The organism is Natronorubrum daqingense (assembly GCF_001971705.1).
Lineage (GTDB): Archaea > Halobacteriota > Halobacteria > Halobacteriales > Natrialbaceae > Natronorubrum > Natronorubrum daqingense.
In genome coordinates, this window is sequence record NZ_CP019327.1 from 2,211,849 (window position 1) to 2,233,784 (window position 21,936).

Sequence of the window (21,936 nt, forward strand, 5' to 3'; positions counted from 1 at the left end):
CCATTGGAGGGACTATCAGATAAGTTACCCTCTCTGGGCTCTGCGATTCCCGTCGAACGAAACAGCCTCGATCAGTTGAAGGTGCGATCTTCGAACGTCTCGTCGCCCTCGTCGCTCGAGCCAGAACCGGACAGACGAGGCGTAAACCCGCCGGTGAGAATGACGGAGACGACGACTAACGCTGCGGAGAGGACGACGAAGTCCGCGCTTGGGTCGTAGCCGGCGAGGCCGGCTCCGGTCGAGATGACGAAAATCGCCACGGCGAAGACGATCGTCGCGAGCAGGCCGATGACGATGATGCCGATGACGCTGGCGAGGAGTCCACTGAGGATACCACGGATTGCTGTCATTCGTTGAACCTGAATTTCGAGCGAACGAACGTAACCATTGTGACATCGACGGGAACTCGAGAGCAGTCGGTGAGCCGGCCGACGCTCCGATAGGAGGGCGGATGGCGACGAATCAGTCATCAGCTGACAGCAGGCCAACTGGTCTGTGCCGGCCTTCCAGTCCCAAAGATCACCGCACACATACGCCGCCGGGCGTGGATACGCCGTGACGACGTTTACAACGCCGGCGAACGTAGGTGATACACATGGTCACGACCCTCTCTGCTGACCGACTCGCCGCGTTACTCGACGAGGACGAGGAGTTCACGCTCGTCGATACGCGTCCCGAAGAGAGCTACAAATCCTGGCACATGCCGGGCGCGCTCCACTTTCCCTTCGGGCCGGAAGAGGAGCTAAACGGGCGACTCGAGGAGTTCGAGGAGACCGTCGGCGACGCGGAACGCGTCATCACGACCTGTGCGAAGGGGATCTCCTCGGGGAACCTGGCGACCCAACTCGAGTCGGCGACGGACGAGTACGACGTGCAGACGGTCGACGGCGGGATGGAAGGCTGGAGCGGCGTCTACAGTCACGTCGAAATCGAGACGGACGAACGCGGCGGGGACGGTCTCACGGTCGTTCAGGTCCAGCGGCGAGCGAAGGGCTGTCTGGGCTACGTCGTCGGCTGTGCCCGATCCGGCGAGGCGGTCGTCGTCGATCCCACCGCCGACATCGACGAGTACCAACTCGCCGCCGAAGAAGCCGGGCTGACGATCGCCGGCGTGATCGACACGCACGTTCACGCCGATCACATCTCCGGCGGCCGGGACCTCGCCGACCGACTCGAGGTCCCCTACTACCTCGGCGAGCGGGCGACCGGACGTGACGTCGAGGTCGAGTTCACGCCCCTCGAGCGAAACGAGGTGGTGTCGGTCGGCGAGCGCGAGGTGAAAGCCGTTCTCGCGCCGGGGCACACGAGCGAGATGATCAACCTGCTCGTCGACGACGTCGCGCTGTTGAGCGCCGACACGTTACACGTCGACTCGACGGGACGGACGGAACTCGAGTTCGACGAGAGCGAGTCAGAAGACGACTCGGAATCGAACGACGAACCTGCGAAATCGGGCGAGACGGGTGCGCGGCTGCTCTACGAATCGCTGCACAGGACGCTCCTCGCCGAACCCGAGAGTATTCTCGTCCTGCCGGGACACGTCACCGTCACCGCCGACGGCGAGTTCGAACACGGCTCCCCGGGTGAGGCGGTCGAGACGACCATCCGCACGGCGCGAACCGAGATCGATCTGCTCGACCTCGAGGAGGAGGAGTTCGTCGACCGGATGGCCGACGCGGGCGAGAAGCCGGCGAACTACGAGGAGATCATCGACCTCAATCGCGGGGCGAAAGAGGCACCCCCCGAAGAACGAACGGAACTCGAACTCGGGCCGAACAACTGCTCGGCCTGAGAGACTCGAGACCGTGTCACGGGTCGGGCGAACAGTCGGCAAACGGGCCAGTTTCGGAGTGTCTCCAGCCCGCCTGAAAATTTGTTATATACTACCGAGTCAAAGTTTAGCACGGTGGACGCGAATGCAACTCACAGCGACACGCCAGGTCAAGTGCTACCACTGTGATGCACTGACCAGTATCGAAGTTCCCGACGAGGACGTCAACCTCGAGACCAGCCACTCGGTCGCAGCGTTCGGTGAGCAACGGAAAGTAACCTGTGCGAACGGACACACGTACTGGGTCCACTTCTGCTAACGTCTTTTCGGTGCGCCCGCTGTTATCGCGAGTACGTCTCGAGCCGCGTGATTCGCCCGTTTTCGAGGGCGAACACGTCCGCAAACTCGAGCAAGACCGCCCCATCGTTGAGGACCCGACCGCTGACTGCGACGTGATCACCGTCGGCAACGACCCTCTCGAGGTCGTGGCTGGTGTCGGGATTCGGTCGCTCTTCGCGCATGAACCGGACGAACGCCTCGCGGTTCTCGAACGTTCTGTCGGGGCGACGCTGGACGAACTGGGGGGAGAGCACGTCCTCGAGCGTCTCGTACTCGTGTTGGTCGAGCGCGTCGTAGTAGCGCCGGACGAGGGCGACCGAGTCCATAGTCGAAACGGTTCGAGCGCGAGCGCCAAAAGCGTGGCACTTCGAGCGACCGTCTCTTCGTCCTGACGTACTCGGAAAACCCGACTCGCCGGTGATCGACCTGCGTCCGATAACTGATTACAGCGAACACTTACGCCGGTTCGTGTCAACAGGTAACGTATGGCGTCCGAAGACGGGTTTCACGCGGCAGTCTCGTTGGCCGACCTCGAGGAAACGGGTCGCGAACTGGTGAGTATCGACGGAACCCCACTCGCCGTGTTTTCCCACGAAGACGAGGTTCGAGCCGTGAACAATCGCTGTCCGCACATGGGATTTCCGCTGGTCGAAGGGACCGTCGACGACGGCATTCTCACCTGCCACTGGCACCACGCGCGGTTCGAACTCTCCTGTGGCGATACGTTCGATCCGTGGGCCGACGACGTCCAGACGTATCCGATCGAGATCCGAGACGGCACCGTCTACGTGAATCCGAATCCAGCGCGCGAGTTGCCGCCCGAAGATCACTGGGCGACGCGCCTCGAGGCCGGCCTCGAGGAGAACCTTCGACTCGTCACCGCGAAGTCGGCGATCGGACTGCTCGACGCTGGCGTCGACTACCGGGAACCCATGGCGACGACCCTCGAGTTCGGGACGCGATACCGGGAGTCCGGTTGGGGTCCCGGCCTCACGATCCTCGGGTGCATGGCGAACGTGATCGACGACCTCGAGGCGATCGATCGAAAGCGCGCCCTGTATACGGGCGTTCGCCACGTCGCGAACGACTGTGCGGGTGAACCGCCGCGCTTCGGCCAGCCCTCGTTTTCGACCGAGAACGTCGACTTCGGCCGATTGAAATCGTGGTTTCGCGACTGCGTCGACGTTCGCGACCGCGACGGTGCCGAACGGTGTCTCCGCACCGCCGTGGCGTCGGGGCGTTCCGAATCCGAGGTCGCGGAATTGCTCGTCTCCGCCGCGACCGACCACCCCTATCTCTCGACCGGGCACGTCCTCGACTTCGTCAACAAGGCCTTCGAAAGCCTCGAGCACGTCGGCTGGGAGGCCGCCGACGAGATTCTGCCGAGTCTAATCGAGCCCCTCGTGAGTGCCGATCGCAGCGACGAGCGGTCGTCGTGGCGCCAACCGGTCGACCTCGTCGCGATCCTCGAAGACGTTTACGGCGGCGACGTAACGGAAACGAGCGGCCTCGAGGAACTGGTCGCGGCGGGTGCGGCCGCGGAGGCGACCTGGTCGCCGCCCGCCGGGTTCCAGGAGACGCTGCGCAGCGACGATCCCGACGCCATCGTCGACGCGCTCGCCGACGCGGTCAGCGCGGGAGCGACGGCCGAAGCCCTCGCCGACGAAGTTACCTACGCCGCCGCGACGCGCGTCGCCCAGTTTGGCACTGCGAACGAGTTCAGCGACTGGAACACCGTCCATCACACGTTCACGTACGCGAACGCGGTGCAGCAGTCGACACGACGGACGGACGCGGTCGAGTGCTATCGCGGAGTCTTCGACGCGGCCATCTCGGTCTACCTCGATCGGTTCCTCAACACGCCGCCCGCGCCGATCCCCGAACCCGGTGACAACGACACCGGCCGCGACACGGAGGCGATCCTCGACGACCTCCTCGAGACCTTCGACACCGAGGACGACGTGAACGAAGCCGGACGGCTCGTCGCCGAGTTCTACGATTGCGACGGCGATCCTGACGCGCTCCGACGCACGCTGGGCCACGGACTGCTGCGCGAAGACGCTGGGTTCCACACGCTCCAAAACCTCGAGGCGGCGTTCCGACAGGCCGAACTCGCCGAGGAACGGGCGAACGACGGCGAGGACGCTCGAGACGGCGAGTCGACGATCGACCTCGAGCAGCGACGTCGAGTCCCGCTGATCGCGAGCGCCCGCTATATGGCCGCGCACTTCCCGACTCGACGCGAGGCGGATCAGACGTTCTCCATCGCGGTGCGTCTGAATCGCGGCGAGACGATTCACGAAGCCTGAGTCGGGACTCGGAACCCCTCGCGTCGCTCGCCTCCCCGGCCGACCGAGATGTCGTGCTCGAGGCGGTGGCCACGGTTATCGACTGGCTTTTCCCGGGTCCGATCGTATTCGAGGCCGTGGAGTGTCACGTCTACTACGAGGGCGACGACGACCCGAAGAAGTGTACCGCCCGTCGACTCGAGAAGTTCGACGAGGCGACGCTCTACCGACGGATGGAGCAAGTGCCCTACGGCGTCGTCTTGAATCCCCACGCCGAGCAGGCGCTCTCGCCGGCCGACCTCGAGGACGGACTCGGGACGCTCGTGGCACTCGATTGTTCCTGGGAGTCCGCCGAAGCGGCCTCGTTTCGGATGAACGGCGTCCACCGGGCGCTCCCCTTCCTCGTCGCGGCGAATCCGATCAACTACGGTCGCCCGTTTCAGCTGACGACCGTCGAAGCCCTCGCCGGGGCGTGCTGTATCTTCGACCGTTACGAGCGGGCCGAAGCGCTCCTCGAGCCGTTTCGCTGGGGCGAGACGTTTCTGACGCTCAACGAAGAGCCCCTGCGACGCTACAGCGAGTGTGGCGACTCGAGTGACGTCGTCGCCGTTCAAGACGAGTATCTGGCAGACGAGGACCCTGCCGACGAGTCGACTGCGACGGACGGCTCCTGAGCCGGATTCGGCTCCCTTTGCGATCAACGGCCCCGGCGGAGTGTCGGACCACAGCGGTTATATGGTCGACAGGCTAACGAAGCGATATGGCCAGTTTCGACGCCGCAGAAAAACGAACGCTAGAGAAAATGATCTGCATGCGCTGTAACGCCCGTAACTCCCAGAGTGCGGACAGTTGCCGCAAGTGCGGTTACAAGAACCTCCGACCGAAGGCGAAAGAAGCCCGCGCAGCATAATCCGACGGCAACGGTCTTTTCGACTTCTCACAACACTTACGACCGACAGGACTCCGTTCGATTCGCGTCGTGTGCCAGCGACGCGGAGCGGGTCACACGGTGGATACTCGTCCGCCAGCACGTCTCAGTCGACGGATACGGAAACTCCCTCGAGAGTCGCACACGCCGCGAGAAGCGGCGGCAATTCGGTGTAACAGCGTCGATAACGGACCATCTGGCTTCGGGTGTCGTACTCGACGATACCCGCGCCCGCCAGTTTTGGCAGAGTACCGTGTACGAGTGCGGTGTGGACGGCATCGAAGTCGCCGCCTCCGTGCTCGAGTGACGGTCGTTCCTGGTACTCTCTCAGAAGGTACTGGGTCAATTCCTCGACCGTCGCAACCTCGTGTTCGAGCAAATAGTACAGGGCAAACCGACGATGGCAGTTCGACAGAACGTCCAAGAGGAGTCCCAACCGACGATACGTCTCCGTTCCCCCATCCACGGATGATAGTAACTCACACCCTCCGTCAGTGCTGGACCCGTCGCTCTTGTCGTGAGCCATGCACACTAAAAATTGCCGCAATACCGTATTCTTTTCGGTAGTTGAACAGGTCCTAACGGTACACGACGGTGAAAGCCATCTGACAACTGTTGCACGATCGAGTTGGCGTCGAAGTCGTGACCTCGCGTGAACGGTTTACTCGAGAACCGTTCTGACGATGAACGGATGCGTCTGAACGGTGCGTGAGTGTCTCCGAGGAGCTGACGCTCGTTCGGCAGGAGACTCACTCACTCGTCGGGGTACTTCGGCTGGCGCTCGCTCGCTCGCTCGAGAGCGGTTTCGACGACGTCCCGGACATCGCCGTGAAAGATGCCGCCGTGACCGGCGTACATGTGTTCGATTCCGTCGGGCAGCCGCTCGAGGAGTGTCTCGATGCTCTCGATGAGCCGCTCGCGGGATTGCCCTGCCATGTCCGTCCGACCGAAACTGCCGTAGTCGAACGCGCCGTCGTCGTGGACCACGACGTCACCCGAGAAGAGCGACGACTCGGAGACGAACGAGACGTGGTCGTCCGCGTGGCCGGGCGTGTAAACCACGTCGAAGTCGTCGTCGCCGATCGACACCGTGTCGCCGTCGCGAATCTCCTGCGTCCGCGTCGGATGGTCGTCGTAGGCGTACACGTCCGGATCGAAGGCGTCGACGACGGCCTCGAGTTGGGCGACGTGATCGCCGTGTTGGTGGGTGAGAACGACGCTATCGACCTCGTCCGTGTACAACTGGATCTCGTCGACGACGCCGTCCCACGCGCCGGCGTCGACGAGCGTCGTCTCCTCGCCGAGGACGAGAAAGGCGTTGCAGGTGAACGTCTCCGCATCTGCCGTGACGTGATGAACGTCCATACGTGGCGACTCGAGGGCCGGCCTCAAAATGGTGCCGTCCGGAGGGGGACGACCGAGGGCGCACAGGGAGTGGCGTGGTCGTTGAGGGAGGAGTGTGAACGAACTGACCACGAGATTTTTTACCCGGAAAGACGTAGTGATGCCCGTATGGGTTTCGGGAGTTACGACGAATCTGAGCAACAGGAAGTGGACGCAGATTTTGACGACGAGGAAGCGGTACAATCCGGTGAAAACAACCACGACGGGACGATCGAGTTCGAAAATGGTGCCTCGAGCGACGAGTTACTCGATCGACTCGAGGACATCAAAGACGAGGAGTGATGAAGCCCGGGGTGCGGGCGCTGGGAATCGCCGAATCGGTCGGGCCGAGCGACGAGCGAAGCACCCTCGCCGGCGTTGTCGTCCGTCGTGATCGAGTCGTCGAAGACGCCGCCTTTCGGTCGTGTGCTGTCGGTGGAACCGACGCGACGGACGCCGTCTGCTCGCTGCTCGAGGAGTGTATCCGACCGGACGTCCGGTACGTGCTCGTCGGCAGCGTCGCCCCCGCGTGGTACAACCTTCTCGACCTCACACACATCCATCAGAGAGCCGACCGGCCAGTGATCGCCGTCACGTTCGAAGAGAGCGACGGCCTCGAGTCGGGACTCCGCGATGCCTTCAGCGGTGCGTCTCTCGAGGACAGACTCGAGCGCTACCGCGCGCTCCCAGCGCGTCGGCCCGTCTCGGTCAACGACGAGACGGTCTACGTTCGTCACCTCGGCTGTGATGCGAGCGACGCCGCGACGGTCGTGCGAGCGTTCACTCCCGAGGGCGGGCGACCGGAGCCGATTCGGGTCGCGAGCGCGCTCGCTCGAGCGGGGAATCAGTACGCGGGCCGGCGCTCTCGTCTCGAGAAGTGACGGCAATTGGTCGCGAAGAATTAATCGTCGCTTGGCTCTGCGTCGGGCGTGGCCGAGGCGGCGACTCCGCTCGTCTGACCGCCCCACGAGGAGAAGACGGGAGCGAGTGCGAAGGCGACCATCCCGAGGACGAAGACGGCAAGCATGACGCTTGCGACGACGGCGATACCGTACGTTGGGTCGAACGGAACGATACTCGCGACGGTTCCACTTGCAGCGAGGGTCATTGGTGCTCTAATCGTCCGTTACTTCCCAGCGCATATGAGAATTTCTGTGTCAACCCACGGATGTATACTGGTATCTAGTAGCATGCTTGTGTGAGTCAAACGCACCACGAAGAGATGGTGCGTCGCCACTGAGGAGAGACGAAAATCGCATAGTATAGCTGAGGTGTAGAATATCGGTCGACTAGCGAAGCCGACGAGCGTTACAACCGCTGAACCGCACCGATCGCACTCGAGAGCGGCGGCGCGTCGAACAGTTCGTGCCCGGTGTAGGCGTTTGCCCCGGCACAGTAGAGGTTGCGAGCGAGTTCGATCACGTCGTCCTCGAGCGGGTCTGGCTCCGCCTCACAGAGCGATTTCCAGTCCGCGACGTCGCTCTCTCTGGCTTCGGCCTTCGCGTCTTTGACGGCCTGAACCCACTCCGGCTGGGTTCGCTTGTGATACTGTCGAAGAACCTCTTTGGAGAGTTGGGTCCCTTCGTAGCTGAATCGGTTCTCGTCGAAGGTGCCCACGACGTCGGCGACGCGAACCTCGCCGCTCACGGGCCCGTTGGCCCGTTCGCCATCGGCGGCAGCAGCCGCCCCGTAGTACAGACATTCGATCTTGCCATCCTCGTGGACCAGATCGGCCGATTCGGCTTGCTCGGTGATGACTCGGTTGACCTCACGAGCGAGCGACTCGAGGTCCGAAATAGCGGCGCGGCCGGCGATGGCGTCGGCTTCCTCGCGTGCGAGGTAGCGGTCGCCCTCCTCGTACTTCGTCGAGAATTCGACGATCGGCTCCTCGAGTTCGACGACTCCTTCCGGCCACTCGTCGAAGTCGAGACCGTGATCGGACGGGTCGGTCCGTCGTCGCAGACTCGAGCCGATAGGGACCCGATTCCGGAAGACGATCTCGAGGGGAATCAGGTAGTTCTCGCCGGCCGCCTCGTGATAGTGGTCGTAGTCGTACTCGCGGCCGTCGTTCGGCAGGTCGGGCACCTGCGTGAGGTCGATGGCCATCTCCCAGGGCGGACGCGACGCCTCCTCGAGGGGGACGACTTCGCCTTGCTCGAGGACGCCGCGGTAGTGAGTCGGGACGCCCTCGGACTCGAGCAGTTCGAAGTTGTACGCCCCCATCGCACAGAGGCTCGCTCCCTTCTCGGGGATCTGATCGGGCATCTTCCCCCAGTCGAAGACCGAGTACGCGTCGGTGAAGACGAACGTCCCCCGGCCGAGTTCGTCGGCCGTCGCCGCCTCGTCGATGCGGAACTCCTTGACGCTCGTCACGTGTGACACCTCTGATCGTGACCGCCGCCGCAGTTCATACCTCAGTTGCCGTGTCCGGACCGTAAGAAGGTTTCAGTATCTGTCGCGGACTCGAGTGATCGAGGGCGAAACACCGTCACGGACGGCCTACCGTTGTCGGGACACGACTGCCGTTACCGAGGGGACGCGTCCTCACGGTCGTTGGAGGGACCCTCGAGCACGCCGAGCACGGAGACGACGACGATCACCGAGGCGGCGACGAGCAGGATCCCGGCGACGACGAGGAAGGCGACGAGCACGGACGTCACGTCGATGAGCGCCCCGAGAAGCGCCGGGCTCAAAACGGCACCGAGTGAGAGTCCGGTGAAGAAGAAGCCGAAGCTCTTGCCGGTCGAGCCGGCCTCGGCCATGGTCGTCGCGAACGTGTCTCTCGAGGGCAACGCGATGCCGATCGCTACACCGACGAACGCGAAGATCACGGCGGCCACGACGAAGGACATGTTCGGGGCGACGGCGACCGCCCCAACGGTGCCGACGGCGGCGATGGCGAACGCGCCCACGAGAACGGGCTGGAACGGCACGCGATCGGCGAGTGGCCCGCCCGCGATGACGCCGACCGCGGTGCCGACGAGGTACGCGGTCAACACGTTGTTCGCGCTCGCGTCGTCGAAGCCGAGCGAGTCGACGGCGAACACCGTCGTGAACGACTGCAACGCGACGATCGCCATCATCGAGAGCAGATAGAACACGAAGACGACGAGCAGGCGGGGCTGGAGAAGTTGGGCCGCAGTCTGGCGGAGCGTCGATCCGGAGGTGGTCGATTCAGTGTCACCCGGCTCGCTCGAACCTGACTCGGTCGTCCGCTCGTTGATCGGATTCTCGGTCTCGAGTTCGCTCGCGAACTCACCGTCGTCGCGTCCGCCATTCGTCTCGCGAGTGTGGATCTGCCGGCGGTACACTGGTGCGGCGGTGAGCGCGAGGACCGCGGCGTAGAGAAACCCGAGCGAGCCGGTGACGAACAGCGCCAGTTGCCAGTCGTACCTGATCCCGATTCCGCCGAGCAACATGGGCGCGGCGGCGAACCCGGCGAAGCCGCCGAACGTGTGCAAACTGAACGCCTTCCCTTGATTCGACTCGGTCGTCACGCTCTCGAGAAACGCGTAGTCGGCGGGGTGAAAGACCGACTGGCCGACTCCCGAGAGGAGCGCGAACGCGAGTAGCATCCAGTAGGAGGTCGCCGCGCCGGCGAGCGTGATCCCCAGCGAGGTCACGACGAGACCGCCGATGAGGATGCGTTTCGCCCCGATTCGGTCGACGAGCTCGCCGAGGGGAATCTGGAGGACGAGCGTCGGAATGTAAATCGCCGTCACGAGCAGTCCGAGTTCGCCGGTCGTCAGATCGAACTCGGATCCCAACAACGGAAACAGCGGCGGGAACGCGAGCAAGTAGATGTGAGAGAGAAAGTGCGCACCCGAAATCGCTCCCACGATGTACGCCGTTTCGTCCCGTCGCAATCGTCCCACACCGATCGGCGAGCGTTCCATTCGTATCACGTGCTGATCCTCACACACGTTCATTGTTTCGGACGGAACGACGCGATTCGACCCCTCCCCGGCATAATTCTCCGCTATTCGGGAGAGACAGTCCCGACTTTCCGGTGAGGGACACGACAATCCATCACCCTTTTCTCGCTGTGCGGGTATTGCTTCGTCGATGGAGCGCCCGGTGACCGAGGCAGATCTGACGTTCGAGCACGTCCCCGAGACCGACCAGTCCTTCGAGAATGCACTGGCGAAAGCACGCGCTGGCGACCGACTCACGGTCGACGACGCGATTGCACTACTGACGACGGGAACGGACGACGAGGGAATCGACCGAACCCGCAAAGAGCAGGTGCTCGAGGCTGCCGACCGCCGGCGCGCGGACGTCGTCGGCGAGGAGGTCACGTTCGTCGCGAACCTGAACAACAACGTCACGACGGCCTGCAACGTCGGCTGTCTGTTCTGTAACTTCAAAGACGCCGCACACACCTTCGAGCGCGACGCCGACGTGGAGACGGCCGGGTTCACGAAGACGCCCGCGGAGTCCCGCGAGATCGTCGCCGACGCCGTCGACCGAGGCATCTACGAGGTTACCTCGGTTTCCGGGCTTCACCCCGCGTTCGCACTCGACGAGGAACACCGAGAGATTCTCGAGGCCCACCCCGACCCGAAGGCGGTCAATTACAAGCCCCCGGAACGGTACGCGACCGATCCGGGCACCTACGTCGAGCAGATGGACGCGATGAGCGTCGACGGCGTCCACGTCCACTCGATGACGCCCGAGGAGGGCTACCACGCCCGACGAGGCACGGAGTGGTCCTACGAGGAGGTTTACAGCCGCCTTCACGAGGCCGGTCTCGATACGGTTCCCGGGACGGCGGCCGAAATTCTCGTCGACGAGGTCAGAGACGTCATCTGCCCCGGCAAGATCGATACCGACGGCTGGCTCGAGGCCATGGAGGCGGCCGCGAACGTCGGCATGGGGCTGACGGCGACGATGATGTACGGGCACGTGGAGAACGAGGCCCACCGCGCACTACACCTGAAGCGGGTGCGTGACCTTCAAGAGCGCGTCGACGGCGCGATCACGGAGTTCGTCCCGCTCTCGTTCGTCCACCAGAACACCCCTCTCTTCGAGCACGACGTCGTCTCCGGCGGGGCGAGCACCGACGAGGACGAACTGCTGATCGCCGTCTCGAGGCTCTTTCTCGACAACGTCGATCACATCCAATCCTCGTGGGTCAAGTACGGCGACGAGCAGGGGCTGAAGATGCTCTCCTGTGGCGCGGACGACTTCATGGGGACGATTCTCTCCGAGGAGATTACCAAGCGCGCGGGCGGGGAGTACGGCGAGTATCGATCGTTCGCGGACTACGCCGACCTGATCACCTCGGTCGGTCGCGTCCCGGTCGAACGATCGACGGATTACGAGACCCGCCGAATCGTCGACCCCGACGAGTCGCCGATCGGGCCGCGACTCGGCCCGAAGTCCGACGGCACCCCGTTACTTTCGACTGAGGAACGAGTCGCGCCAGCGGACGACTGACGCCCTCGAGCGGTCAGCGTCTCGAGTCTCACCGCCCAGTTCCGACCCATCCGCAGGTTCGTTCTCGCGTTGGCTATATCTGTGGGAAGTATTGGCATACGCCGGCACTTTATTGTAGGATGTTCTCGGAGCAGAGAGTATGCGACTCGAAGACAAGACAGCGTTTATCACGGGAGCCGGCTCCGGACTCGGACGAGAAGCAGCCACGCGCTTTGCCGAAGAAGGCGCCACGATCGTCGCGGCGGATATCGACGGCGAAGCGGCCGAGGAGACGCTCGCGCAACTCGAGCAAGAGGGGCACGAGGGGGCGGCACTCGAGGTCGACGTCTGTGACGCGGCGGGCGTGCAGGCGGCGGTCGACGAGACGATCGCGGAGTACGGACTCGACATCATGGTGAACAACGCGGGGGTGAGCCACCAGCGCGCGTCGATCGAAGAGATCGACGAGAGCGAACGGGATCGCGTGATCGACGTGAACGTCAAGGGCGTCTGGAACGGCTGTCAGGCCGTTATTCCGCAGTTCAAGGACCAGGGCTCCGGAGCGATCGTCAATACCGCGTCGCTGGCCGGCGTCATCGGCGCGCCACAACTCGGCGCGTACTCGCTGTCGAAAGGGGCCATCGTCAACTTCACCCGCACGGTCGCCTCGGAGGTCGGCCCCCACGGCGTGCGCGCCAACGCGGTCTGTCCCGGCGTCACCGACACGCCGATGCCCCGCAGTAACCGAAGCGAAGGGGAGTGGGAGGCGACCAAAGAGGAGATGTCCCGGTACTACCCGCTGAAACGCCTCGGCGAGCCCGAAGATATCGCCAACGCGATGTTGTTCCTGGCGAGCGACGAGGCCGACTGGATCACCGGCCACGCGCTCGTCGTCGACGGCGGTTTCTCCTGTTCGTAATCGTCGGCACGAGGACGGGCGCACGATTGACCGCCAACGAACTCGAGTCGGTCGAACTCGAGTTGTGGACGACGGTCACCAGTGTGGCGTCCTGTTCGATGTGTGCAAGCGCGAACGTCGACGCGGGGCTCGAGTGGAGAGGGAGGGGAAATATGCGGCGGTGGACGATGTAACCACCGAGAAACACGACACGCCCTCCGACGGCGTACGAGAAGTTATTTATTTCCTGATATATTACGACAGCTATGAAAGAGCGAATATTCAGAGAACCCGATGGGTGGACTACAGGAGGTGTCTGGATAGCCATCGGTCTCTTCTTCCTCGCTCTATACGCCTACTACCATCTCGTCGGCTTGGAGAGTGTCTCGGCTGCGCTGTACTTTGGCATTCTGTGGATTCTAATGGGGATTCCGGAACTGCTCCCAAAGGAACAGGAGCGCACCGCCGCCGGGTTACGAATTATTGGATTGGTGTACACCGCCGCGTTACTCGTGTTCTATCTCTCCCGGCTACCTATCTTCCAATAAGTTGGGAGGGACCAGTGTTTACGTCTACCAATCACACGCATTCGTCGAGCCGAACGTGTGGTTCGGTTGTTTTCCGGCTGCCAAACCGTCGTCCGGTTACTGCTCTCGCGACACGACGGTCGTCTCGCTTCGAAGCACCGACCGGTAGCGCTCGCCAGCCTCGTCGTCGGCCGCGAGTGCGTCGCGAATCGTCGGTGAAATCCACTCGCGATCTGCGTTCGGGTTCCGATTCCCGCTCGCGCCGACCGTTCCGTCAGCAGCCACGCCGTCGAACGCGTTGGTTCGCAGGTCGTCTGGCAGGAATCGCTCGTAGACCGGCAGCCGTTCGCCCAGTGGCAGGTCCGCGGCGGCGGCGATCTCCTCGAGTTCGCGCAGCGCGGGCCACTTGTAGTCGGGGTTGATGTGGTCGTCCGTGACGGGCGAGACCCCGCCGAGGTCGTCGACGCCGCAGTCGATCAGCTCTCGAGCGGGGGCGAGATTCGGCGGGACTTGGACCGAAATCTCCTCGGGGAGGGCGACGCGGGCCATCGCCGTCACCCGTCGCATCGCCTCGAGGGCGGGCGAGCCGTCCGACCAGCGCTCGTTGTCGACGACGGGCTGGACGATTACCTCCTGAATGTGGTCGTAGCGCTCGTGCATCTCGCGGATGGCGAGGAGGCTCTCGGCTCGGTCGCGCCACGTCTCGCCGATGCCGACGAGAATGCCCGTCGTGAACGCGACGTCGAGTTCACCCGCGGTCTGGATCGTCCGGAGTCGCTGTCCCGGCTCTTTCTGTCGGGGGCCAGCGTGAGCGTCGACCTCGGCCGTCGTCTCGAGCATGACGCCCATGCTGGCGTTGACGTCGGCGACCGTCTCCATCTGCTCGCGCGTCTGGTCTCCCGGATTCGCGTGAGGTAAGAGCCCCTCCTCGAGGGCGACCTCGCAGGCCGCGCGCAGGTAGGTGTGAATCGAGTCGTAGCCCCACTCGGAGAGTTGCTCGTGAATCTCGGTGTAGCGCTCGTCCGGGTCGTCGCCGAACGTAAAGAGCGCCTCCGTACAACCTGCGTCAGCACCGCGCTTACAGATGTCTCGGACTTCCTCGAGGCTGAGCAGCGAGGCTTGCCCCGGCGCGTCGAAGTACGTACAGTACGTACAGGTGTAGCGACAGGCCGTCGTCAACGGGATGAAGACGTTCCGTGCGAAGGTCAGTTCCGGCGGTGCGTCGACGTCGTCGGGAGTCACCGCACAGAGGTCCTCGACCGCCGCCTCGTCGACCGTCAGGTCGATACCGTACTCGCTCGCCCCGGGAATCATTACGTCGAATTCCCGTGGCTCGACACATAAGCGCTTCACATCGTGCGACGGCCAGTGGGGGGTGGTCCTATTCAACTCGAGGAAGGCGTTGCTCGAGCGATTCCGACGCGGCCACTCGAGCGCTCGAGTTCGAATCCGAGTCGACGAAGGCAGGTGAGGGTGCGATTCGACGCCGATCCGTGGACGAGCACCTCGACGAGGTCCTCGGGTTCGTCGACGTCCGTACCGAGACGGAACGAATCGAGGGTTTCGAGCGTCGCATCGACGGCCGTCGCCGTCTCACAGTGATCCAGATAGGACGCGCCGTGGTAGTCGACTCGGAACTCGGGGTGGCGAACGACGAGCGCGTTCGTTCCGCCACCACGCCCCGGAGCGACGACCACGTCGCCGTCCGCGCCGAACAGTCGCTCGAGCGCATCGGTCGTCGCGAGCGCGAGATCGGCCATGACGACCGCAACCGCGTCGCGTTCGCCGTTCTGGATGTCGGCGTCCTGCTCTCGCTCGTCGCCGCCCGGAAGGCGCGCGTTGACCGCGTCGGAGAGCGATCGCTCGTCGACCTCGACAGAAATCGACTCGAGGACGTGTCCCTCGAGATCCAGCGCGGTCGTTTCGAGGGGCGTCGTCGATACGATCACCACCTCGTGGCCCGTCTCGACGACCGTCTCCACCACGTCTGCGAGCATCGCTCGAGCCAGTCGCGAGCGCTCCGCTGGGGTCAACAGCGACTCGAGTCGGGTCTTCGGGTCGGCGGCGGCGAAGGGCACGACGACGTGCATTGATCGATCGATTGGGACGACGCGGGCAAAAACACGTCGGAGATTAGTCGTCGCGTCGCTCTCGAGTACCAAAAAACAGTGATAGGAACGGTTGTAAGTCAGTTCCGGTCAGTCACCACTCCACTCTGGCGACTGACCGGTACCCAGTTACAACCGACCCTATGACGCCACAACCCACCGTTCGACCACGATCGTGCCCCCCGACACGAATGCGGCCGCTGGCGTCATCGCACCGGACGAATGCGAGCCTAAAACAGCGGCTCGAGTTCGTCCTCGTCGTCTTCGACGAGTTCTTCTAAGTTCTCCTCGCTCTCTTGTTGGATGTCGTCCATGTTGTCTTGGGCCTCGATCGCAACCTGCTGGAGGCGTTTGATCCGCGGGACGTTCGTGACACCCGAAAGCAGTATCGCCGCAGCCACTTCCGGCTCCTCGCGCGGGAAGTCTCCACCACGGACTTCCATGCTGCCGGTTTCCTCCTCGAGCCACTTCCGGCCGCGCTCGATGCCTTTCCGGTTGAGGTACTCCGATGGTCCGGAGACGACGAGCAACGCACGCTCTGCGCCTTCGATCTCACAGGGTAGCGTCAGCCGGCCGAGTGCAGCCTTGCGGACGAGACTCGTGATTCGGTTCGTCGTGTTCGCGGCGTCCAAGTTGTCGGTGTTCCCACCGCTGTCGCCGGTAAAGCGCGAGAGGAGGCCGCCGCCCGTATTGACCTCGACGTCCTCGCTTGCGAAGCCGACGGTCGAAACACCACCACCCGAGAGGGTGTTGATGATCTCCGAGGAGTCGACGACGCTCTCGGCGACTTCCTGATCGCCGCTGACTTCGCCCGCACCGAAGAGAATGCCGAACCGACGGACGATCTCTTCGTTGATCTGGTCGTAGCCGCCCTCGACGGACTCGCCAGTCTGTCGCCAGGAATCGTTGTCGAAGACGAGCAAGTTGTCGACTTCGCGAACGAACGTCTGGAACGAGCGAGCCGCGTTGAGCGTGTAGATCCCGCCTTCGTCGGTTCCCGGCAGCACGCCGAGTCCGTAGACTGGGATCGTGTAGATCCGTTTGAGGTGTTTCGCGAGGACCGGCGCGCCGCCGGATCCGGTGCCGCCACCCATTCCGGAAACGACCAAGAATGCGTCGACCTCGTGGGTCGGAATCTGATCGATTGCGTTCTGGACCTCGTCGATGTCCTCCTCGGCGATTTCCGCGCCGAGTTCGTTGTCTGCACCCACGCCATGGCCCTTCACGCGGGCCTGACCGATGAGTACGCGATTCTCCTGTGGTATATTCTCGAGACCGATGAGGTCCGCTTTCGCGGAGTTGACGGCAAGCGCCGCACGGACGATTCCGCTATTCGTCCGATCGTCGTAATCGAGGAATCGATCGACGATCTTACCACCGGCCTGTCCGAATCCGATCATCGCCAACTTCATTATTTGTCAGGGGGCTCCGTTGAATTGGAACCAGAGTGATTAAGGACATAAATCTTTTGTTGGCGTGAATGTCTGCTCTCGTTTTGTGTTCGAAGAAACTGAGGGCAAGCGCGCCGTTGAATGCTCGAAATAGGCTCGAGAAACGTTTCCGTAGCGACATTGGTCCGTTGCTTTATACTGTCCTATTGCGCACATAGCCTGGGACTCGAGACGATCGTGGGTCGTGTCAAGGCGCTTTTATATTTACGGTTCAGGCGGACAGTCGCTGTGGGTCCCACTGTCCGTGACCGTTCAATCCGAGGTACGCACCGACCGTCTGCAGGTCGTCCTCTGTGACGCCAAACGCTGTCACATCGTTCGTGACGACCGTGTTGTTCAACTCGAGCGAGCGCGCTTGATCCGGACCGAACGGAACGAACGGGACGGGACCGACCGCTTTGAGACCGACTTTCGTGAGCGCGCTCGGAATCGGGAGGATCGTGACCGACTTGTCCTCGGCTTCGTAGAGCAGTTCCGTCGCATCCGCGAGCGTCACGATCTGTGGCCCGGCGAGTTCGTAGCGCTGGCCGACGTGACGCGCGTCCTCGAGGGCACTCGCGAGCAAGGGAACGAGGTCACCGACCCAGATCGGCTGAAAGCGCGTCTCGCCACCACCCGGCAATCCGGTGACGTACGGCGTCGTGACCAGTTTCGTAAACTCGAGGAACTCGCCGCCGTCGCCGAAGACGACGGAGGGGCGAACGATCGTCCACTCGAGACGTGAATCGGTAACGAGTGTTTCGGCACGGCCTTTCGCGCGGATGAAGTCGGTGGGACCGTTCGGGTCGGCATCGAGTGCGCTCATCTGAAGGAATCGGTCGACGTCGTGTTCCTCGGCGGCGCGGACGAGGTTCGCCGTCCCGCCCGCGTGAACGGTTTCGTGATCGAGGCCATCCGGTGGCTGGTACAACGGCGAGAGCGAGACGAGGTTGACGACCGCGTCGTGGCCTGCGACGGTGTCCACGATCGAATCGTAGTCGGTGACGTCGCCGCTCACGCGCGAAACGTCGGCAGGAAGGTCGCCCTCGTCCGGGTTACGCGAGAGCGCCGTCACGTCGTGGCCGCGTTCGTCGAGTTCCGCACAGAGTTCCGTTCCGATGAAGCCAGTTCCGCCGGCGACGAGGACCTGCATACGGGAACGGTATCCCGTGCAAGGGTAAATAGCTGGTTGACGCTTCACTCACTCGGGTGACTTGAGGGGCCAACCCAGCAACTCGATGGATTGGCCTAAGTAGCTCTCTCCCAGAGGTGCGAGCATGCTGGTCACGCTCGAGGGGCTAGACGGCAGCGGCAAGACGACCGTCTGGGAGGCGCTCCAGGAGACCTATCCCGACGCGACGTTCACCCGCGAACCGACGAACGACTCCTGGTACGGCGACGCCGTCTACCGATCGATCGGAGACGACGACGCGGACTCGCTCGCGGAACTGTTTCTCTACACCGCCGACCACGCCGACCACCTCTCCCGGACGATCGAACCCGCCCTCGAGCGCGGCGACCTCGTGATCTCCGATCGCTACTCCGACTCCCGCTTCGCCTATCAGGGAGCGACTCTCGAGACGTCGGACCGACTCACGGTCGACGACCCTCTCGAGTACGTCGTCGACGTCCACGAACCGTTCTCCAGACCCCCAGACCTGACGCTCTACCTCGACGTCGACCCGAAGACGGCCGCCGAACGCGCCGGCGCGACGAACAAGTTCGAACGCGTCGAGTACCTCGAGTCCGTCCACGCGAACTACGAACGGTTACTCGAGCGCGACCCCGAGCGGTTCGTTCGCGTGGATGCGAGCCAAGAACCGGAGGCCGTGCTCGAGGAAGTGCGAGACGTGCTGGCAGAAGCGGTCGGAGACGAGTAACGGAACTGGTCTCCGTAGAAAACGGATGTATTATCGGCCGAGAAGTACAGACGAACCTCTTTTCGTCTCGGGTGCGCTTGGCGCACCGCTCGACGAAAACCCGTTCATGCCAAAAAGCCGGTCTCGCTTCGCTCGACCGGCGAATCGCGCTCACTACCGGGTCCTTCGGACCGCTCGTTCGCGCGAATGCTCGTGTTCGATTCGCAGATGTATTGAACGATTGTTCGATCTCTGAATAGGTTCTATGGCCGGGCGCGCGCCTCGAGCACCGCGAGCGGCGCGCAACCCGGGGAAAGGCAGGCTGGTGTCCAGAAAATCACCGCGAGCGAGGCCGCAGGCCGAGCGAGCGGGCCGACGACCGATGTGAGTGACTGAAGGGAACGAACGGAGGGAGGAGTGCTTTTGGTCCAGGTTTTACCGAGGGACGCCGCGCTGACGGCAGCAAGGCGGCCGTCAGCGCGGCAGACCGCAGGGTAAAAGCTGGGTTCTAGTCCATCGCGATGTACGTCTGCGTGTTCTCGATGCCCGAAATGCCCTGTATCTGGGTTGCGGCGATTTCTTTGACCGCCGCCGGGGTGTCGACTTGCGCTTTCGCGATGATGTCGACGTCGCCGGCGACGATGTGAGCCGATTGGACACCGTCGAGGTCCTGAATACTCTCTCGCAGTCGATCCGCCTCGCCCGTATTCGCCTTGATCATGATAAACGCTGTTACCATCAGTTCACACCTCCTGTGCTCGAGGTCGCATCCGAGCCCGCGTTAGCACTCGCCTCCCGTTCCGACTCGCCGATCAGCAGTTGTCGAATCGTGCTCAACACGTCGTAATCTGCGAGCACCACGAGTCGATCACCGACCTCGAGCGAGAGGTCGTCGCCGGGTAACTCGAGTTCCTGTCCGGATTTGCCGAAGGCGAGGACGGTCGCGTGTGCGGGCAGTTGCAGTTCGTTGACCGTGTAGCCGTTGGTCGGGGCCTCGTCCGTGATCGTGTGCTCGACGACCTGTAAATGGGGCGCGATATCCGCAATCGCCCGAATCGTGCCCCCGAGCAGCGCGTTTTTCGCGCTGATGGCACCCAGCCGTTCGGGGTAGATCACCTCGTCGACTTCGTCGGCGTACGTCCGATAGATGTTCTCACGGTAGGCCTCGTCGATCCGCATGATCGTCCGGCAGCCGTGGTGGTTGGCGATCATACAGGCCGTGAAGTTGACGTTTAGGTCGCCCGTCAGGGCCCCCAAGGCGTCAGCGTCGGCTATTCCGGCTGTCTCGAGCACGTCTTCTTTCGAGCCGTCGCCGTCGACGACGGTGAACTCTTGGGAACGGGCCCGGCGAATCATCCCCTCGTCGCGTTCGATTAGCGTCACCTCGTGGCCTTCGTCTCGGAGGACGCGCGCCGTGCGCAAGCCGACTCGTCCTGCCCCGATAATCACGAACCGCATGGCCCGGAGTACGCTCGCCCCACCAATAAGCTTGCCCCCAAGTACCATGCTAGACGTTCAGTTTCCGCTCGAGAACGGGCAAAGTTTTTAGTCGTGTGATAGTGTACCACACCTTCGAGCGATGGTTCACGCATTTATTATGGTGAAGACGGCAGCCGGGAAATCAGAGGGGCTCCTCGAGTCGATTCGTGACCTCGAGGCAGTGTCCGACGCGCACATCGTCGCTGGCGACTACGACATTATCGTCGAGATCGACGCCGCGGAAGTCTACGATATCCTTCAGAGCGTCTCCTCAGAATTACAGAGCCTCGAGGGCGTCACGGAGACGAAGACGTACATCGCGATGGACTAGCACCGAAGTTTTGCGCTACGGGTCGGCTTCGCCGACCCTCGGCAAAAATTCGATTAAAAGCACTCCTCCCTCCGTTCGTTCCCTTCAGTCACTCACATCGGTCGTCGGCCCGCTCGCTCAGCCTGCGGCTTCGCTCGCGGTCGATGAACGGTCGCATGCCTGCCTTTCCCCGAGGCGCGCACCGCTCGCGGTGCTCGAGGCGCGCGCCCGGCCATCTGAACGACGTGAATCCGAGCTCAAAAGAGAATAAGCGGACGACGACCGGTCGCTCGTTTTTACATCGGCATCCCGCCGCTCTCTCCCTCGCTGGCCTGCTGGCCGCGGCCCTGTGCGTTCTCGAGCAACGTCGCGGCGGGGCCACGGTACTCGTAGCCGGGGATAATTCCCTGTGCGTACGTTCCTTCGACGTACTCGACGAGCGTCTTCGCGTCCTCGACGCCCTCGCCGGCGTCCCAGGCGGAGTACTCGAGTGAGACCGTCACGTTGCTCGCTTCGCGTTCGACCACCGGGTCGTCGTGGGTGTCGGTGTACGCGACGGTGTAGACGTCCTCGAGTCGTCGCTCGAGCGTCTCGAACCAGCCGTCTTCGACGACTGACGCGACGGTCTCGCCGGCGACGGCGGCGTCGAGGGTGGGGAGCGTGACGGTGACGTGAAATCGGCCGGCTCGCTTATCTGGGGCGGGTTCGGCGTCGATTTGGGTCTCGAAGACGGTCGTCTCGAGTGCGAAAGCGTCGTCTGCGCGCGCGAACGCGTCGTGAGACTCGAGTCCGGCCGCGATTTCCTCGGGAAGGGTGCTCATTATGAATTCGAAGGGGCGTGAGCGAAAAGGGTGTTACGCTGTCGGCCGACTGTATCGTGGGGCTACTATCACGAAGGTAACTGTTACAGCGGGTAAATCGCCATACTGCGGCGGGATCGTTTCACGATCGTAGTCGCGGCTTTCGGGGACAAATGGGCTGCATTACTACAACGGATATTGCCGTTTTCCGTCGGCATGAGTCTCGATAAACACGCCGCCGAACGCCGCCGATTCGCTCGTCTGCTCGGAACCGACGGCGAACTCGGCTGTGGCTTGCCGATCGGCACCCACTCGAGTCGCCACGCCGGCGACGATGCCGACCGCGACCATCCTCCGAAACGAACGGCACCCTCGAGCGACTCGAGCGGTGAGTAGGT

27 protein-coding genes are annotated in these 21,936 nt (G+C 63.1%); 13 read left to right on the top strand and 14 right to left on the bottom strand.

What is annotated here, in order from left to right; all coding sequences use genetic code 11:
- Positions 1-71: 71 nt before the first annotated feature.
- On the bottom strand, positions 72-350 hold the full coding sequence (locus BB347_RS10700; RefSeq protein WP_076581306.1) for a hypothetical protein: 279 nt from the start codon (positions 348-350) through the stop codon (positions 72-74).
- Positions 351-595: 245 nt separating this feature from the next.
- On the opposite strand from BB347_RS10700, the gene BB347_RS10705 reads away from it, so the two are divergent.
- Both BB347_RS10705 and BB347_RS19320 read left to right on the top strand, forming a co-directional pair.
- Positions 596-1,792: an MBL fold metallo-hydrolase gene (locus BB347_RS10705; protein WP_076581308.1), complete on the top strand. Its 1,197-nt coding sequence runs from the start codon at positions 596-598 to the stop codon at positions 1,790-1,792.
- Between the two features lie 124 nt (positions 1,793-1,916).
- A complete protein-coding gene (locus tag BB347_RS19320) occupies positions 1,917-2,090 on the top strand; it encodes a hypothetical protein (RefSeq protein ID WP_168170948.1) in 174 nt (57 codons plus the stop codon).
- 22 nt (positions 2,091-2,112) lie between these two features.
- Here BB347_RS19320 and BB347_RS10710 read toward each other — a convergent pair whose 3' ends face one another.
- Positions 2,113-2,436, bottom strand: a complete 324-nt coding sequence (locus BB347_RS10710) for a nuclear transport factor 2 family protein (protein WP_076581310.1) — start codon at positions 2,434-2,436, stop codon at positions 2,113-2,115.
- A 159-nt stretch (positions 2,437-2,595) separates the two neighbouring features.
- Here BB347_RS10710 and BB347_RS10715 point away from each other — a divergent pair, with 159 nt between their 5' ends.
- The 3 genes from BB347_RS10715 to BB347_RS10725 all read left to right on the top strand — a co-directional run bounded on the left by BB347_RS10715 (position 2,596) and on the right by BB347_RS10725 (position 5,308).
- The gene (locus tag BB347_RS10715; RefSeq protein WP_076581312.1) at positions 2,596-4,419 is read left to right on the top strand and encodes a Rieske (2Fe-2S) protein; all 1,824 of its coding nucleotides are present in this window, start codon (positions 2,596-2,598) and stop codon (positions 4,417-4,419) included.
- 116 nt (positions 4,420-4,535) lie between these two features.
- The gene (locus BB347_RS10720) at positions 4,536-5,072 is read left to right on the top strand and encodes a DUF367 family protein (protein ID WP_076581722.1); all 537 of its coding nucleotides are present in this window, start codon (positions 4,536-4,538) and stop codon (positions 5,070-5,072) included.
- Positions 5,073-5,158: 86 nt separating this feature from the next.
- The gene (locus tag BB347_RS10725) at positions 5,159-5,308 is read left to right on the top strand and encodes a 50S ribosomal protein L40e (protein ID WP_076581314.1); all 150 of its coding nucleotides are present in this window, start codon (positions 5,159-5,161) and stop codon (positions 5,306-5,308) included.
- A gap of 124 nt (positions 5,309-5,432) precedes the next feature.
- On the opposite strand, the gene BB347_RS10730 is transcribed toward BB347_RS10725, so the two are convergent.
- Together BB347_RS10730 and BB347_RS10735 are read right to left on the bottom strand one after the other, a co-directional pair.
- Entirely contained in the window at positions 5,433-5,792 is a 360-nt protein-coding gene (locus BB347_RS10730; protein WP_157524991.1) for a DUF7344 domain-containing protein, read from the bottom strand.
- Positions 5,793-6,079: 287 nt separating this feature from the next.
- Entirely contained in the window at positions 6,080-6,691 is a 612-nt protein-coding gene (locus tag BB347_RS10735) for an MBL fold metallo-hydrolase (protein WP_076581316.1), read from the bottom strand.
- Positions 6,692-6,838: 147 nt separating this feature from the next.
- Here BB347_RS10735 and BB347_RS10740 point away from each other — a divergent pair, with 147 nt between their 5' ends.
- Both BB347_RS10740 and BB347_RS10745 read left to right on the top strand, forming a co-directional pair.
- Positions 6,839-7,012 (top strand): DUF5786 family protein, encoded by a 174-nt coding sequence (locus BB347_RS10740; RefSeq protein WP_076581318.1) that lies wholly within the window; start codon positions 6,839-6,841, stop codon positions 7,010-7,012.
- Complete coding sequence (locus BB347_RS10745; RefSeq protein ID WP_076581320.1) at positions 7,012-7,590, top strand: endonuclease dU; 579 nt, start codon at positions 7,012-7,014, stop codon at positions 7,588-7,590. Before BB347_RS10740 ends, BB347_RS10745 begins: the two co-directional genes overlap by 1 nt.
- Before the next feature lie 20 nt (positions 7,591-7,610).
- Here the strand turns inward: BB347_RS10745 and BB347_RS10750 are convergent, their stop codons facing one another.
- From BB347_RS10750 to BB347_RS10760, 3 genes are all read right to left on the bottom strand, one after another.
- Positions 7,611-7,817, bottom strand: a complete 207-nt coding sequence (locus BB347_RS10750; RefSeq protein ID WP_076581322.1) for a hypothetical protein — start codon at positions 7,815-7,817, stop codon at positions 7,611-7,613.
- Between the two features lie 200 nt (positions 7,818-8,017).
- On the bottom strand, positions 8,018-9,082 hold the full coding sequence (locus BB347_RS10755) for a phosphoribosylaminoimidazolesuccinocarboxamide synthase (protein WP_076581324.1): 1,065 nt from the start codon (positions 9,080-9,082) through the stop codon (positions 8,018-8,020).
- Positions 9,083-9,234: 152 nt separating this feature from the next.
- Positions 9,235-10,605: an MFS transporter gene (locus BB347_RS10760; protein ID WP_077202636.1), complete on the bottom strand. Its 1,371-nt coding sequence runs from the start codon at positions 10,603-10,605 to the stop codon at positions 9,235-9,237.
- Positions 10,606-10,774: 169 nt separating this feature from the next.
- Here BB347_RS10760 and cofH point away from each other — a divergent pair, with 169 nt between their 5' ends.
- The 3 genes from cofH (at position 10,775) to BB347_RS10775 (ending at position 13,573) form a co-directional block, all read left to right on the top strand.
- The gene (gene cofH / locus BB347_RS10765) at positions 10,775-12,148 is read left to right on the top strand and encodes a 7,8-didemethyl-8-hydroxy-5-deazariboflavin synthase subunit CofH (protein ID WP_076581328.1); all 1,374 of its coding nucleotides are present in this window, start codon (positions 10,775-10,777) and stop codon (positions 12,146-12,148) included.
- Between the two features lie 139 nt (positions 12,149-12,287).
- Entirely contained in the window at positions 12,288-13,046 is a 759-nt protein-coding gene (locus BB347_RS10770; protein WP_076581330.1) for an SDR family NAD(P)-dependent oxidoreductase, read from the top strand.
- A gap of 245 nt (positions 13,047-13,291) precedes the next feature.
- On the top strand, positions 13,292-13,573 hold the full coding sequence (locus tag BB347_RS10775; protein ID WP_076581332.1) for a hypothetical protein: 282 nt from the start codon (positions 13,292-13,294) through the stop codon (positions 13,571-13,573).
- A 96-nt stretch (positions 13,574-13,669) separates the two neighbouring features.
- Here BB347_RS10775 and cofG read toward each other — a convergent pair whose 3' ends face one another.
- From cofG to BB347_RS10795, 4 genes are all read right to left on the bottom strand, one after another.
- Complete coding sequence (gene cofG, locus BB347_RS10780) at positions 13,670-14,866, bottom strand: 7,8-didemethyl-8-hydroxy-5-deazariboflavin synthase subunit CofG (RefSeq protein ID WP_076581334.1); 1,197 nt, start codon at positions 14,864-14,866, stop codon at positions 13,670-13,672.
- 71 nt (positions 14,867-14,937) lie between these two features.
- Positions 14,938-15,642, bottom strand: a complete 705-nt coding sequence (gene cofC, locus BB347_RS10785; RefSeq protein ID WP_076581336.1) for a 2-phospho-L-lactate guanylyltransferase — start codon at positions 15,640-15,642, stop codon at positions 14,938-14,940.
- Positions 15,643-15,890: 248 nt separating this feature from the next.
- Entirely contained in the window at positions 15,891-17,072 is a 1,182-nt protein-coding gene (locus BB347_RS10790) for a tubulin/FtsZ family protein (RefSeq protein ID WP_076581338.1), read from the bottom strand.
- Between the two features lie 250 nt (positions 17,073-17,322).
- Positions 17,323-18,243, bottom strand: a complete 921-nt coding sequence (locus BB347_RS10795) for a complex I NDUFA9 subunit family protein (protein WP_076581340.1) — start codon at positions 18,241-18,243, stop codon at positions 17,323-17,325.
- Between the two features lie 124 nt (positions 18,244-18,367).
- On the opposite strand from BB347_RS10795, the gene tmk reads away from it, so the two are divergent.
- Complete coding sequence (gene tmk, locus BB347_RS10800) at positions 18,368-18,970, top strand: dTMP kinase (protein WP_076581342.1); 603 nt, start codon at positions 18,368-18,370, stop codon at positions 18,968-18,970.
- A gap of 487 nt (positions 18,971-19,457) precedes the next feature.
- Here tmk and BB347_RS10805 read toward each other — a convergent pair whose 3' ends face one another.
- On the bottom strand, positions 19,458-19,688 hold the full coding sequence (locus BB347_RS10805) for an Lrp/AsnC family transcriptional regulator (RefSeq protein WP_076581344.1): 231 nt from the start codon (positions 19,686-19,688) through the stop codon (positions 19,458-19,460).
- A complete protein-coding gene (locus BB347_RS10810) occupies positions 19,688-20,407 on the bottom strand; it encodes a potassium channel family protein (protein WP_076581346.1) in 720 nt (239 codons plus the stop codon). The genes BB347_RS10805 and BB347_RS10810 overlap by 1 nt, the downstream gene beginning before the upstream one ends.
- Positions 20,408-20,528: 121 nt before the next feature.
- Here BB347_RS10810 and BB347_RS10815 point away from each other — a divergent pair, with 121 nt between their 5' ends.
- The gene (locus BB347_RS10815) at positions 20,529-20,759 is read left to right on the top strand and encodes an Lrp/AsnC family transcriptional regulator (protein WP_076581348.1); all 231 of its coding nucleotides are present in this window, start codon (positions 20,529-20,531) and stop codon (positions 20,757-20,759) included.
- Positions 20,760-21,034: 275 nt separating this feature from the next.
- On the opposite strand, the gene BB347_RS10820 is transcribed toward BB347_RS10815, so the two are convergent.
- Positions 21,035-21,559 (bottom strand): DUF5813 family protein, encoded by a 525-nt coding sequence (locus BB347_RS10820; protein ID WP_076581350.1) that lies wholly within the window; start codon positions 21,557-21,559, stop codon positions 21,035-21,037.
- A 195-nt stretch (positions 21,560-21,754) separates the two neighbouring features.
- On the opposite strand from BB347_RS10820, the gene BB347_RS10825 reads away from it, so the two are divergent.
- A complete protein-coding gene (locus BB347_RS10825; RefSeq protein WP_076581352.1) occupies positions 21,755-21,934 on the top strand; it encodes a hypothetical protein in 180 nt (59 codons plus the stop codon).
- The last annotated feature ends 2 nt before the right edge of the window (positions 21,935-21,936 follow it).